This window comes from Arthrobacter sp. QXT-31 (genome assembly GCF_001969265.1).
In the GTDB taxonomy this organism is placed as follows: domain Bacteria; phylum Actinomycetota; class Actinomycetes; order Actinomycetales; family Micrococcaceae; genus Arthrobacter.
Genome location: NZ_CP019304.1, coordinates 3,914,406 through 3,928,285, shown reverse-complemented (window position 1 = coordinate 3,928,285; position 13,880 = coordinate 3,914,406). Strand labels below are relative to the sequence as shown.

The 13,880-nt window shown below is 66.5% G+C and carries 10 protein-coding genes; 3 read left to right on the top strand and 7 right to left on the bottom strand.

Annotation, left to right across the window (positions count from 1 at the left end; genetic code table 11):
- Nucleotides 1–47 precede the first annotated feature (47 nt).
- The 7 genes from secA to mtrA form a co-directional block, all read right to left on the bottom strand.
- Nucleotides 48–2,780, bottom strand: a complete 2,733-nt coding sequence (secA, locus tag BWQ92_RS17860) for a preprotein translocase subunit SecA (protein WP_076801723.1) — start codon at nt 2,778–2,780, stop codon at nt 48–50.
- Between the two features lie 84 nt (nt 2,781–2,864).
- Nucleotides 2,865–4,079 carry a winged helix-turn-helix domain-containing protein gene (locus BWQ92_RS17855; protein ID WP_076801720.1) on the bottom strand — a complete coding sequence of 405 codons (1,215 nt, stop codon included), beginning with the start codon at nt 4,077–4,079 and terminating at the stop codon, nt 2,865–2,867.
- Nucleotides 4,080–4,108: 29 nt separating this feature from the next.
- Entirely contained in the window at nt 4,109–4,834 is a 726-nt protein-coding gene (gene hpf / locus BWQ92_RS17850; RefSeq protein WP_076803806.1) for a ribosome hibernation-promoting factor, HPF/YfiA family, read from the bottom strand.
- A gap of 179 nt (nt 4,835–5,013) precedes the next feature.
- Nucleotides 5,014–5,877 (bottom strand): ComF family protein, encoded by an 864-nt coding sequence (locus BWQ92_RS17845; protein ID WP_076801718.1) that lies wholly within the window; start codon nt 5,875–5,877, stop codon nt 5,014–5,016.
- Nucleotides 5,878–6,045: 168 nt separating this feature from the next.
- A complete protein-coding gene (locus tag BWQ92_RS17840; protein ID WP_076803805.1) occupies nt 6,046–7,755 on the bottom strand; it encodes an LpqB family beta-propeller domain-containing protein in 1,710 nt (569 codons plus the stop codon).
- A gap of 5 nt (nt 7,756–7,760) precedes the next feature.
- Nucleotides 7,761–9,617, bottom strand: a complete 1,857-nt coding sequence (gene mtrB / locus BWQ92_RS17835; RefSeq protein WP_442856768.1) for an MtrAB system histidine kinase MtrB — start codon at nt 9,615–9,617, stop codon at nt 7,761–7,763.
- Between the two features lie 157 nt (nt 9,618–9,774).
- On the bottom strand, nt 9,775–10,449 hold the full coding sequence (mtrA, locus tag BWQ92_RS17830) for an MtrAB system response regulator MtrA (RefSeq protein ID WP_076801713.1): 675 nt from the start codon (nt 10,447–10,449) through the stop codon (nt 9,775–9,777).
- Between the two features lie 194 nt (nt 10,450–10,643).
- On the opposite strand from mtrA, the gene BWQ92_RS17825 reads away from it, so the two are divergent.
- From BWQ92_RS17825 to BWQ92_RS17815, 3 genes are read left to right on the top strand one after another with little or no spacing between them, the layout of a single operon-like run.
- Nucleotides 10,644–11,978, top strand: a complete 1,335-nt coding sequence (locus BWQ92_RS17825) for a DUF7847 domain-containing protein (protein WP_157365191.1) — start codon at nt 10,644–10,646, stop codon at nt 11,976–11,978.
- Nucleotides 11,975–12,682 (top strand): DUF4129 domain-containing protein, encoded by a 708-nt coding sequence (locus BWQ92_RS17820; RefSeq protein ID WP_083706353.1) that lies wholly within the window; start codon nt 11,975–11,977, stop codon nt 12,680–12,682. The genes BWQ92_RS17825 and BWQ92_RS17820 overlap by 4 nt, the downstream gene beginning before the upstream one ends.
- Nucleotides 12,679–13,851, top strand: a complete 1,173-nt coding sequence (locus tag BWQ92_RS17815) for a DUF4350 domain-containing protein (RefSeq protein ID WP_076801711.1) — start codon at nt 12,679–12,681, stop codon at nt 13,849–13,851. The genes BWQ92_RS17820 and BWQ92_RS17815 overlap by 4 nt, the downstream gene beginning before the upstream one ends.
- Nucleotides 13,852–13,880 lie beyond the last annotated feature (29 nt).

The following is a 13,880-nucleotide window of genomic DNA, read 5'->3' as shown; positions in this document are numbered from 1 at the left end:
GAAGGGACCGGAGCATGAGCTCCGGTCCCTTCCGTCATGTCCGCTGGCTAGCGCTTTTTCTTCTTCCCGTCGCGCCGGTCCTGGGCAGCGGCCTTGGCCGGGTTGCCCGAGCGGCCGGCAGCCCGGCCCTCGATCCGGGTCTCCGCTCCGCCGTCCTCCCGGGGCGCGGTGTACTGGAGCTGCGCGGGCTTTTCCGGAGCCTCGAGACCTGCCGCGCGGATTTGCGGCTCGTGGTGCTCGGTGTGCCCGCCGGCCGCATCCGCAACCACGACGTCCTCGGCCGGAGTGACTTCCACTTCGAGGTTGAAGAGGAAACCAACGCTCTCTTCCCGGATGGCTTCCATCATGGACTGGAACATCGTGAAACCTTCACGCTGGTATTCCACCAGCGGATCACGCTGGGCCATGGCGCGCAGGCCGATGCCTTCCTTCAGGTAGTCCATCTCGTACAGGTGTTCCTGCCACTTGCGCCCGATGACGGAGAGGACCACCCGGCGCTCCAGTTCGCGCATGCTTTCGGAGCCGATGGCTTCCTCGCGTGCCTGATACACCAGCTTGGCATCAGACATGATTTCTTCCTTCAGGAACTCCACGGTGATGCGCGACTTGCCGCCCGCCTCGTCGATGACGTCGTGCGGTGTGACAGTGACGGGGTAGAGCGTCTTCAGGTTGGTCCAGAGCTGGTCGAAGTCCCAGTCGTCACCGTTGCCCTCGGCCGTTGCTTCATCGATCAGTGCGTTGATGGTGTCTTCCAGGAAGAACTGCACCTTTTCGTGGAGGTCGTCGCCCTCCAGAATCCGGCGCCGGTCGCCGTAAATGGCTTCGCGCTGGCGGTTGAGGACGTCGTCGTATTTCAGGACGTTCTTGCGCTGTTCGGCGTTCCGGCCTTCGACCTGCCCCTGGGCCGAGGCGATGGCGCGGGAGACCAGCTTGGACTCCAGCGCCACGTCGTCGGGCACGGAGCTGTTCATCAGCCGCTCCGCTGCACCCGAGTTGAACAGGCGCATCAGGTCATCGGTCAGCGACAGGTAGAAGCGGGACTCGCCGGGGTCGCCCTGGCGTCCGGAACGGCCGCGCAGCTGGTTGTCGATGCGGCGGGATTCGTGGCGCTCAGTTCCCAGCACATACAGGCCACCCAGGCCCAGTACTTCCTCGTGTTCGTCCTTGACGGCCTTTTGCGAAGCTTCCAGGGCGCCGGGCCAGGCGGCCTCGTACTCGTCCGAGTTTTCCTCCGGGTCCAGCCCCCGCTGCGCGAGTTCGGCGATGGCAGTGAACTCGGCGTTGCCGCCCAGCATGATGTCGGTGCCGCGGCCGGCCATGTTGGTGGCAACGGTTACCGCGCCCTTGCGGCCTGCCTGCGCCACGATGGCGGCCTCACGGGCGTGGTTCTTTGCGTTGAGGACCTCGTGCCGGATGCCCTCCTTTGCCAGCAGGCGCGAGAGGTATTCGCTCTTTTCCACGCTGGTGGTGCCCACCAGGACCGGCTGGCCCTTCGCATGGCGTTCGGCGATGTCGCGGACCACGGCCTCGAATTTCACGATCTCGTTCTTGTAAACGAGGTCGGACTGGTCAATCCGCTGCATGTCGCGGTTGGTGGGGATGGCCACCACGCCGAGCTTGTACGTGCTCATGAATTCGGCGGCTTCAGTCTCGGCCGTGCCGGTCATGCCGGAGAGCTTGTCGTACATGCGGAAGTAGTTCTGCAGCGTCACCGTGGCGAGGGTCTGGTTCTCGGCCTTGATCTCGACGCCCTCTTTGGCTTCGATCGCCTGGTGCATGCCTTCGTTGTAGCGCCGGCCGGCGAGGATACGGCCGGTGTGCTCGTCGACGATGAGGACTTCGCCGTCGAGGATGACGTAGTCCTTGTCCCGCTTGAACAGCTCCTTGGCCTTGATGGCGTTGTTCAGGAAACCGATCAGCGGCGTGTTGGCGGATTCGTAGAGGTTCTGGATGCCGAGATAGTCCTCAACCTTTTCGATGCCGCTTTCCAGGACGCCGACAGTGCGCTTCTTCTCGTCGACTTCGTAGTCCTTCTCCGGCTGCAGGCGCAGGACCACCTTGGCGAACTCGCTGTACCAGCGGTTGGTGTCGCCCTGGGCGGGGCCGGAAATGATCAGCGGCGTACGGGCCTCGTCGATGAGGATGGAGTCGACTTCATCGACGATCGCAAAGTGGTGGCCGCGCTGCACGAGTTCAGACTTGTCCCAGGCCATGTTGTCGCGCAGGTAGTCGAAGCCGAATTCGTTGTTGGTGCCGTAGGTGATGTCGGCGCTGTACTGCTCGCGGCGGACGGCGGGGTCCTGGTTGGCGAGGATGCAGCCGCTGGTGAGTCCCAGGAAGCGGTAGACGCGGCCCATAAGCTCAGACTGGTATTCGGCCAGGTAGTCGTTCACGGTGACAACGTGCACGCCATTGCCGGTAAGGGCGTTGAGGTAGGCCGGAGCAGTGGCCACCAGCGTCTTGCCTTCACCGGTCTTCATTTCTGCGATGTTGCCCAGGTGCAGGGCAGCGCCACCCATGAGCTGGACATCGAAGTGCCGCATGCCGAGCGTGCGGGAGGACGCCTCACGCACAGCGGCGAAGGCCTCCGGCAGGAGGTCATCAAGCTTTTCGCCATCCTGGTGGCGCGCCCGGAGCCGGTCTGTTTCTTCACGCAGTTCCGCATCCGTGAAAGTTTGGAACGAGTCTTCAAGGGCGTTAATGGAGTCAGCATAGTTCCGCAGTTGCCTCAGAAGCTTCTTGTCACCTGTGCGGAGAATTTTTTCGATTAGTGATGCCACGTGAAGTTGCTCCCAGTCTCATGCTGCCGAATTCTGGCGTGATTTAGTCTACGGGAGAGACGCACGGCACGTGGCCCTGTTCCCTCACAGCGGATAGCCGTTCATAGCCGCGGCGACGGCGGGAGCAAGGTCCCCCACCGGCGCGACGGCTACGCCATCCAGTCCCAGCCAGCCGGCCATCAATTGCAGTTCGGCGGCAAGTTCGACGGCTGTGTCCGCCGGTGCGTCCGGCTCACCGAAGCACGCCTTGGCCAGCAGCGTGCCCGCCGCCCGGTCTGCCTTAAGGTCCACCCTGGCGACAATGCGGTCGCGGAGCAGGAACGGAAGCACGTAATAGCCAAAGCGGCGTTTGGCCTCAGGGGTGTAGATCTCGATCCGGTAATGGAAGCCGAAGAGCTCTTCGAGCCTGCGCCGTTCAAACACCAGCGAATCGAACGGGCTGAGCAGTGCGCGGCCAACTGCCTGGCGTGGAAGCCGGGCGTCGGCGTGCCGGTACACCGCCCGGTCCCAGCCGGCCACCGTCACCGGCTCCAGGCGGCCGGCATCCACAAGGCGCTGAACGGAGGCCGTTGCTGCCTTGAGCGGGGTTCTGAAGTAATCCGCGAAACAGCGCGCACTGCCAATGCCGTGGGCCTGCGCGGCCGCATCGATGAGCCGGTCCATGGCGGCCGAAGGGTCCGGTACCGCCTCAAGATCATGGCCAGGCAAAACCTGCCGGGTCAGGGCGTACTGCCGCTCGAACTGGTCAGTCCTTGACGCCGACGACACAATCCCCTCTTCGAACAGGTGCTCCAGAACGCGCTTGACGGCGTTCCAGTTCCAGCCCCAGTTGACGTGCTTGCGGTCCTCAACGTGCCCCAGCCTGGCCGTGAGCTGGGCAGCCGTCATGGGTTTTCCGTCGGCGAGCGCCTCGAGGATCCGCCCGGTCACGCCGGAGCGGAGTGCCGGGTCCATCCCCGCTGCTCCCACCCATTTGCGGTTCTGCCACACCACCAGGTCCAGGAAATGTTCCGGGCGGACGTAGCTGGCTTCGTGGGCCCAGTACTCCACCATGCGCCGTGGGTGCTTGCCTGCCATTTTCTGGAGGATGGAGCGGTCGTAGTTGCCGAGCCGGGAAAAGAAGGGCAGGAAGTGGCTCCGGGCCAGAACGTTGACCGAGTCGATCTGTACGAGGTGAATCCGGGCAAAGGTCCGGCCCACCGCCCGTGACGTCACGGGGCCGGCGGGCCGTCCTTTGTCCAGTCCTTGGGCTGCCAGTGCAATCCGCCGTGCCTGCGGGAGGCTCAGCGATGCACCCATGTCAGCCCTTTCGTTGCCTGGGCTCCATCCTATGCAGTTGCGGCCGCATCGTCCGAGCGGTACGCGATGATTTTCTCCTCATGCGTGTTCTCGCCGGGTTCGCAGTAGTGGTCCAGGGTGATGACCCCGTATGTCCAGCCGCGGCGGCGGTACACAACCGATGGCGCGTTCGTGGCCTTGTCCACGAAAAGGTAAAAATCGTGACCGATAAGTTCCATGTTGTCCACGGCGTCGTCAAGGGTGAGCGAGGTGGCCGGGAATATTTTGCGCCGGATCAGTACCGGCGAGTCACCGGCAGGGATGTCGTTGTCGACGTCGTACGGCGACTTTTCAGCCGGTTCCGGAGCGGCCTGGGCATTATTGCTCGCTTCCATGTAGATCGGCTGGTTGGAGCTCGCGGGCTCCAGCGTTGCAGTTGCCTCGCGTACGGCCTTGGGCGTATGCCGCCCGTGGTGGACTTTCTTGCGGTCCTTGGCCCTGCGCAGCCGCTCAAGCAGCTTGTTGTAGGCGAGGTCGAACGCGGCGAACTTATCTGCGGCGCTTGCTTCGGCACGGATCACGGGGCCGCGGCCCAGGACTGTCACTTCTACCGTGAGCTGGTCACCGGTCTGCCGCGCATTTGTTTCCTTGGAAACCTTCGCGTCGACCCGCTGGACCTTGTCCCCAAGCGATTCGATCTTCGAGATCTTCTCGCCGGCGTATTCGCGGAAGCGGTCCGAGACCGTCAGATTTCGTCCGCTGATCATGAACTCCATGGTGCCCTCCAAATGACTTCGGTGACACGACGGCGGCACTTCCGGGGGACGATCTGATTGACAGTCGAGCCCCTTTCCGAGCCGCTATCGAAAGGTACAACTGATCTTGGTACCCATATCCGACGTTAGTTCATAGCAACCAGTTATTCATCCTTTCGCAGTTTATTTTTTTCTATGTCTCAGCTAGCCCCCAGCCGGTCCCCAGACTGCCGCGACTGCGCCGGAACGGCCGCGGCGTCCGGCGGGCGCGTAGCGGCCAGGACCACGGCGCCGCGCACTATTCCGCCGGCCTCGTGGATGGCCCGGGCAGCTTCCGCCAGCGTGGCGCCGGTAGTCAGGACGTCATCGACGATGATGCACTGCCTCCCCCGCAGGGCACGTCCGCGGGCACCCCGGGCGCTGCGCATGGAGCCGCGGACCCGTCGGGACCTGTCTCCCCTGCCAAGCCCTTTCTGCCCTCCCAGCGAGTTTCCTGTCCTGGGGTTCCTGACTTTGCACAGCGCGTCCAGGTAATCCGGATGCCGGCTGCTGACGCTCCAGGGGGCGCCGGCCAACAGCAGATGGACCGGGCTGAATCCGCGTTTCCGGTACGCGCCCGCGCTGGTAGGGACCGGAACGAGGACCATCCGGTCCGTTCCCGAATAGGCTGCCGCGAGCGCGCCGGCGAGTATCTTCGACAGCACGCTCCGCAGCTGTCCCTGCCCGTGGCGCTTGAAGGCCAGGATCGACTGGGAGAGTTCCTCGCGGTAGATGCCGGCAGCCACCACAGGAAGGATGACGGATCCGTCGGTGTCCATGAGCGCGGGTGAACCGGTCTCCGCCCGGAAGGGATGGCGGGTGAGCATCCGGAGCCTGCGCTCGCAGCCGGGACAGAGCGCCAGGTCCTCCTTGCCGCAGCAGACGCATTCCACGGGCAGCACCAGGGCGACGACTTCCGCCGCGGCCCCCGCGAGCAGATCCCAAACCCGCAGGAACCGCTGCCGGTGCTCGCCGCGGTGGCGGGCGGGCCAAAGCGGCTCGGCCACGAGATCGGGATCCGCCAAAGTCCCCTGCCCGCCAGTCCTCTGCCCGCCAGTCCCCTGCCTACCAGTCCTCTGCCCGCGGCCCGATCTATGGCTCCCCACGGGTCAAGGTTCCGGTACAGGCACGGTCCTGCAAAAGGGCCGGCGGCCGCCATGTGGAAAACGCCGGCACACGAAGGCCGGGGAAAGTCAGCCCGGGAAGGACGGGTCCGTCGGCCCCCTCAGCTGCGCCGACCACCCGTTGCCGAGCCGCTGGAAGATGCCGTCCCTGGACTGCGCATAGATCTCCTCGGGGCCGTTGCCTGCGCTGAGCGCAACCAGCCCCGGCCAGGGGGCGAGCTTCTGCGGCTGGGGGGAGGCGAGGGAGAGAAGCTCCGGGGTCACGTTGGACGTCGCGGCGCCCTTCATCACCACAACGGTGGTGTCGTTGACCCAGACGCCCTGGTCCGGGTTCCCGCTGGACGGCAGGGTGATGGGCGCGGTCAGTTCCTTCGGCGTTCCGTCAGCGCCGCGGATGATCCCCGTTACCTGCACCCGTGTCTCGCCGTTCTGCTCGGAGATGACCAGAGCCCGAACACCCTCACGGGACACCCGGAAGTCCTTGACGTTGCGGCCCGCCAGCCAGGAGGGGGTCAGGGTGACAGCCGGCACGGGTGCGCCCTGCGCCACGCCGGTGGGACGGAAGGCCTTGATTTCCGTGACGCCCTGCGCGCCCGGACCGGCAGTCCACAGCCAGTCGTGCAGGCTGAACGACGGGTGCGTCAACGTGCTGCGCGTAACCAGGGCGCGCGCAGGCTGGCCGGGCACCATCGAATAGAGCGTGTTGCGGCTGCCGTTCAGGAACGCCACCGTCTGCGAGACGGGCGATTCGGCAGGTGACCGCGGTTTCAGCGCCGCCACCGGCTGCATGTCGGGCAACGGTGACACCCTGTTGTTCTCGTACCGCACCAGTTCACCGTTGCTGATGGCGATCTGGCGTGCAGGGGCGCTTTTGTTCTGGACCGGCGGAAGGACCGAACCGTTGTCCTCCACGCGTACGAGGTCCTGGTTCGCCCGGAGCTCCACGTTGATGACGTCCGGCTGGCTCCGGAATGTGAGGGCCAGCTGCGTCTGCATCCGGAGCCTGTCCTCGGTGGAGGCTTCGGTCAGCTCCTTGGCCGACAGGTCCACCTGGGCAGCGCCGGAAACTACCGGCACCGACTCCCTGGCCAGTTTCATTCCGGACGGGAAGGCGCTGACGACGGCGCCCTTAAGGTACGGGGCAGGCCCGGCGAGCAGGGCGCTGGTCATGGCCTTCACCGTTTTCTTCTTGATGAACCACCGTACGTCGGGCACTGCATACGTGAAGCTGGGGTCATAGAAGTAGATGGGATAGGCGCCGTAGATGACCTTGAAGGTCTCTTCGGGAATGGCGGTGCCGTCAGGGATCTTGGAGATGCGCCATTCGCCGTCAACCTGCACGAGGGTAACGGGGATGTTCTCCTTGGTGCCTACCGGCATCTGGGTCGCGACGCCGTCGGAATCCACTGAGTAGGCGACGTCCAGTTCATAGTTGTAGACACCCTCGACGCCGGTCTTCACCACGCGCTCCGAGCGGAACACGAGCGTCCGCTGGTCCGGCTTCCAGGCGACGGAGGAAGCCTGGGTCAGGTACTGGCGGGCAACGGCGTAGTCGTCCTCATACCCGCTGCCTGCCAGGTAGAAGTCCTCAATGACGGCTTCCGGGCTGGACCCGCTGCGCGGGGCGACGGGAAAGAAAACGGGCGCATTGGGGTTTCCGGCGCTTTCGTCCGTGCTCTTTCCAACCGGCCCGGAGCGCGGGATCTGGGCGCAGGATGCCAGGAACAGCAGAATGACAGCCAGCAGCCCCGCGGCGAGACCGCGGGCTGCCGGGGGCACCCGGCTCACGAGCGCTCCCCTGTTCGCGCCGGCTCCGGTTTGCCCGGCCCGGCGCCGGCAGCACGCTCGGCTTCCTTGCCGACTGAAGGGCTGCCCGGCACAGGGCTTGCCGGTTCAGGGCTTGCCGGTTCAGGGACCGCCGGCACAGCGGTGGCGCCCGGCCCGAGGACGAGGACGCTGTGGTCGCCGGGGGCACCCAGCCCCACGTCCGTCGGCTCAAGGGGCAGCGGTGACTTGGTGATGGTGCCGCCCTGTTTGAGCGGAAGCGTAAGCCGGAAGTTGGAGCCGACCCCGGTGTTTCCCCAGGCCTGCAGCCAGCCGTTGTGCAGCTTGGTGTCTTCGGTCGCAATGGACAGGCCCAGCCCGCTGCCGCCGGTGGTACGTGCCCGGGCAGGATCGGCGCGCCAGAAGCGGTCGAAGACCCGCGCCGCTTCGGCGGGGCTCATGCCGATTCCGTGGTCCCTGACCGTGACGGCGACGGCGTCGGCATTGGAGGCGACGGAGATATTGACGGGCCGGCCTTCGCCGTGTTCGAGGGCGTTCAGGATCAGGTTCCGCAGGATCCGGTCGATGCGCCGCGAGTCCATTTCCACCACGACGCTGCCTTCCGGCGGCGCATTCAGCACCATCTTCGAGCCGTATTCTTCGGCGACCGGGGCCGCGCCTTCCATCACGTGCGAGATGAGCTGGACGATGTCGGTCGCCTCGGCGTCGAGCATGGCAACGCCGGCGTCGAACCTGGAGATCTCCAGCAGGTCCGCCAGCAGTGACTGGAACCTCTCCACCTGGTTGTAGAGCAGTTCGGCCGACCTCTTGTTGATGGGGTCAAAGTCGTCACGGGCGTCGTATAGCACCTCGGCGGCCATCCGGACGGTGGTAAGCGGGGTGCGGAGCTCATGGGAAACATCCGAGACGAACCGCTGCTGCATCTGCGACAGCGTGGCCAGCTGCGTAATCTGCTCCTGCAGGCTGGCGGCCATGTGGTTGAACGACGCCCCGAGGCGGGCCACCTCGTCCTCCCCCTTGACCACCATGCGTTCCTGCAGCTGGCCTGCCGCCAGCTTCTCCGACACCACCGCGGCATGGCTGACAGGACTCACCACGTTGCGCGTGACGTACCAGGCGATCGCCCCGATCATGAGGATCAGCGCGGCGCCGCCGGCCCAGAGCACATTCTGGATTTCATTAAGGGTCTGCTGTGCCGTATTGAGGTCGTAGATCAGGTAGAGCTCGTAGACCGTGCCGTTAAAGGTCACCTTGTTGCCCACGGCGATCCCCGGCCGGTCTTCGGTCCCCACGGGGAATTCCGTGGACGCCCAGAACTGTTCCTTGCCGGAATCCTGGACTGCCTTGCGGAGGTCCGGCGGGATGACGCTGATGGTCAGCTGGTCGGAGGCCCGCGATTCCACCCACCGGTTGCGGGGCTTGGTCTGCTCCGGCATCGCCTCAAACACGTAGCGGCGCTGGATCACGGAGCCCCTGCCTTCCACCGCATTGAGGGTGTCGTAGACGAGGGTGATCACGCTGGACTGGTCGGTGACCTGGGCGCCGTCGAACGTGTCCTGCACCTGCTTGACGTTGTAGCGGGTCTCGGACTCAGCCTGCGTCAGCCGCTCCTGGAACAGGTTGTTGGCGATCTGGTTGGACAGGTAGGCGCCCACGATCGCGAATGAACTAATGGACAGCAGCAGGGTGGTCAGGACTGTGCGGAACTGCAGTGACCGCCGCCATCGGCGCTGGAGGGAATGCAGCAGGTAGCGGATGCCGGGGAAGATGCGGTCGACGCCGGTGCGCACCAGCCGGCCGACCCGCAGCACGACGATCAGTGCCCGGCGCCGCCAGATCCGGGCCTGCGACGGCAGCCTCGCGAGCCCGGCGCCGAAGGCGTCGGTGTGCTCCGGGCCTGGGCGGTGACCGGGTTTGCGCGAACCGTCCCGGGCATGCTCCGCCGCGGGAGCGGCTGCGCGGGATTCGGCGCCGGATCCCGCGGGAGTCTCAGGGGGATTCTGGCCCTGGGGTTCAGGATCCTGCTTTGTAGCCGACACCACGAACCGTCAATACAACTTCCGGGGCTTCCGGATCACGTTCAATCTTGGACCGCAGTCGCTGGACATGGACATTGACCAGCCGGGTGTCAGCCGCGTGGCGGTAACCCCACACCTGCTCCAGGAGCAGTTCGCGGGTGAAAACCTGCCAGGGCTTGCGCGCCAGGGCAACCAGGAGATCGAACTCCAGGGGGGTGAGCGAAATGCGCTCGTCGCCGCGGCTCACCAGGTGGCCGGCGACGTCGATGGTCACGTCCGCGATGCGCAGCGTCTCGGGCGCCTTCTGGTCGCCGGGGCGCAGGCGCGCGCGCACACGGGCAACGAGCTCGGCCGGCTTGAAGGGCTTGGGCACATAGTCATCGGCACCTGATTCCAGTCCCCTGACCACATCGGAGGTGTCCGATTTGGCCGTCAGCATGACGATCGGAACATCCGACTCCGAACGGATCTGCCGGCACACCTCGATGCCGTCCGTTCCCGGCAGCATCAGGTCGAGGAGCACGAGATCCGGCTTTGACGACCGAAAGACGTCCAGAGCCTGTCCACCGTCCGCGCAAAAGACGGGCTCGAACCCGTCATTGCGCAGGACGATGCCGATCATCTCTGCGAGCGCCTCGTCATCATCAACCACCAGAATGCGTGCCTTCATAGTTATATATTCCCTTATTGATGTTGCTTTGTCTTATTGATGGAGTTTTCGGCGGGGCGTGTGCCGGACCGGCGGGAACGGCAACCGGCGGCTTCTCCAGCCCGGCCAGACCCGAAAGCTAGGATGCCCGACGGCGGAACTATAGTCTGGAGGTGCCCGGCCGTTGGCGGGTGCGCACCTTGGGGAGGAACAGGTTGTCAGAGCAGGATCCGCAGCACCCGCCGTCCGGAAACCGGCCGCCCGAACAGCCTGCCGGCCAGCCGCACCCGCCGTGGGCGCCGCCGCACCAGCAGCCGCAGCAGCCCTGGGGCATATCCCCGCAATGGGGCAGCCCGCAGCCTGGCCCCTACCAGCCTGGACCGTACCAGCCTGGCCCCTACCAGCCTGGACCGTACCAGCCCGGCGCCCACCAGCCCTACGGTCCTCCGCAGCAGTGGAGCAGCGGACCCAATATCGCAGGTCCGAATCCCGCAGCCCCCTATCCCGCCTACATGGCCCCGCCGAAGCCCGGAGTGGTGCCGCTGCGGCCGCTGATGTTCGGCGAGATCATGGACGGCGCGTTCCAGACCGTCCGCCGGAATCCCAAGGCGATGCTCGGAGCAGGCCTCCTGGCACAGGCACTGGGCGCTGTGATTGCCAGCGTCCTCCCGCTTGTGGCCCCGGCCTCCGATGCGTCGGCGGAGGCCTGGGTGGGGAACCTCGGCCCCTCCGAAATGACCTCCATCTTCGGGGCCCTGGTGGGCGGCTTCCTGGTTGTGGGCGTGGTGTCCCTGTTCATCGCCCTGGTGATGCAGGGGGCCATGGTGGTGCCTGTGGCCAGGTCCATCCTCAACAGGCGCACCGGGTTCCGGCAGATGTGGCTGCTGGCACGCGGACGCGCCTGGGCCCTGGTCCGGCTGGCCGGGCTGGGTGTGGCAGCCGTGCTGCTTGGCATTGCCCTCATTGTCCTGGCCACCGTGGGGCTGGCCAATTCCATGGGGACGGGATCGCTGGTGATTGTGCTGCCGCTGTTCCTGGCCTTTGTTGCCGCCTTGATCTGGGTTTCGGTGAAGCTGACGGTTGCGCCGGCCGCGATCGTCGTCGAGGACGTCGGGGCGCTGGATGGCATCCGGCGTTCCTGGGCCGTTACGCGCGGCAACTGGTGGCGCGTCCTCGGCATCGTCCTCGCGGTGTCGCTTCTCATAGGCATCATTAGCCAGATCGTCCTCATCCCCGTCACCCTGCTCGCGGCGCTGCTCACCGCAGTCGCCAGCCCCCAGGACCTGGCGAGCCAGTCAACAGCCCTGCAGGTGGTGGGTGTTGTTGTCATGGCGGTGGTCTCCGCCGCCGTTGGCGCGGTGGCGTTCGCCTTCCAGACGTCGGTCATGGCATTGCTTTATATGGATTTGCGGATGCGCAACGAGGGACTGGACATCGCGCTCCTCCGGCTGCTGGAATCCGGAAACGACGACGGCGGGATCCCCGGCCGGGGCGTGCCGGTCTACGGCCCTGGCCGCTACAGCGCCGGCCCGCCCACGATGCCGGGATGAGCGCCGTCGGCTTCCTGCCGGCCCTGCAGCATGCCGCCGTGCTGCTGCAAAGCCCGTTGGAACCGCCGGTGCAGCCTGACCGGGAAGAAGCGCGCCGCTGGGCGGCGGAGGAACTCTCCAAACGCGAGTACCGGGAAGCGGCGCCCGGGTGGCTGGAAACGCTCTGGCGGCAGTTCCTGGACTGGCTGCAGTCCGTGACCGACGGCCAGCCCCTCGCCGGCGGACCTCCGGTGGCGCCCCTCATCGGCCTGGGCATCGCCCTCCTCGTGGCCGTGGCCATCATCCTTGCCCGGCCGCGGCTGAACGCCCGCCGCCGCGCATCGAAGGAGATCTTCGACGCCGAAGCAGCCACCACGGCAGCGGACTACCGGGCGCGCGCAAGTGCCGCCGCCGCGCGCGGCGACTGGGCGGCCGCCGTCGTCGAACAGTTCCGCGCAGTGGTAAGTTCCGCCGAGGACCGGGCGGTCCTGGACCCCCAGCCCGGCCGGACGGCCGACGAGGCCGCCGGCCAACTCACGCGGGCGTTCCCGGCAGCCGGCGACAAACTGGACGCTGCGGCCCGCACGTTCGATGCCGTCCGCTACGGCCACGGGAGCGCGCAGGCATCCGACCATGCCGCGATGGTTGAGCTGGACTCGACCCTGGAACGGCTCACGCCGTCTTATGCAGAAGCTGCGCCTCGCGGACTGGCGGTGCCCAGATGACACACGTCTTTGTGGCGGCCCGGCGCAGGAAAACCGGCTGGGTCCGCAGGCACCGGGCGGGAATCCTCTTCGGCGTCGCCATGGCCGCTGCCCTTGCGGTGGTCCTCATCCTGCAGTCCACGCAGCGGTCCGACAGCCAGGAGCTGTCCATCCGCAACCCCGGCCCGTCGGGCGCCAGGGCGGCGGCCCAGATCCTTTCCGTACGGGGCGTCAGTGTTAACCAGACGGAGTCGTTCCAGGAAACCTTGGCCGCGGCGCGGGAGGCCAGCCGCAATGGGTCCGGCTCAACGGTCCTGGTCTATGACGAACGGGGGTTCCTTCCCCCCGAAAAGCTCCCCGCGCTTCTTGCCGGGACGGACCGGCTGGTGGTGGTTTCGCCGCGCCTGGCCACATTGACCGGCCTGGGCGGCACCATCCGCCAGGCCGGGGTGGTCCCCGGCTCGGAGCAGACCCTGCAGCCCGGATGCGCCGTCACCGACGCCGAGGCCGCCGGTGACATCAGCGCGGACGGGGGCTTCCTCTACACCGGCGGCACTGTGTGCTACGGTTCCGGCGCCACAGGACGGGGCCTGTACGCCTCGGCAGAGAAAGGAAAACTCGTCGTGCTCGGCAGCACAGCGGTGCTCAGTAACCAGTTCCTGGCCGACCACGGCAACGCCGCCCTCACGCTGCGGACCCTGGGCAGTCAGGACCACCTCATCTGGTACCTGCCGGGTCCTGGGGACCTCGGCGCCAGCCCCGCACCGAAGACCCTCGCCGAGCTTGCACCGGCATGGTCGGCGTTCGTGGCCCCGTGGCTCCTTGTGGTGGCGCTGTTCGCCGTGCTGTGGCGCGGACGCCGCCTCGGCCCGCTGGTCTTCGAACCCCTGCCGGTGGTGGTGAAGTCCGCCGAAACCGCAGAGGGCAGGGCACGGCTGTACCACGAGGCCCACGACGTTGCCCGGGCAGCAGACACGCTGCGGGCCGGCACCGTCGTCCGGCTTGCCGCCGACCTCCGGGTGGGGGCCGGGGCCGACACCGTGGACGTGGCGGCCGCGGCCGCCCGGCACCTGGACAGCACCCTCCCGGACATGCTCCGGATCCTGCAACACCGTCCCGGAACAGAGTCCGAGCTTGTCCGCTGGGCCCAGGACCTTGTCCGACTAGAGAAAGAGGTACAGGCCAGATGAGCCAGCAGCCAAACGGCCAGCAGCAGGGC

What these genes read in the sequence shown, in the direction of transcription:
- hpf (WP_076803806.1), bottom strand. Translation starts at nt 4,834, where the DNA reads ATGGAGTTCATGATCAGCGGACGAAATCTGACGGTCTCGGACCGCTTC.
- BWQ92_RS17855 (WP_076801720.1), bottom strand. Translation starts at nt 4,079, where the DNA reads ATGGGTGCATCGCTGAGCCTCCCGCAGGCACGGCGGATTGCACTGGCA.
- BWQ92_RS17820 (WP_083706353.1), top strand. Translation starts at nt 11,975, where the DNA reads ATGAGCGCCGTCGGCTTCCTGCCGGCCCTGCAGCATGCCGCCGTGCTG.
- mtrA (WP_076801713.1), bottom strand. Translation starts at nt 10,449, where the DNA reads ATGAAGGCACGCATTCTGGTGGTTGATGATGACGAGGCGCTCGCAGAG.
- BWQ92_RS17815 (WP_076801711.1), top strand. Translation starts at nt 12,679, where the DNA reads ATGACACACGTCTTTGTGGCGGCCCGGCGCAGGAAAACCGGCTGGGTC.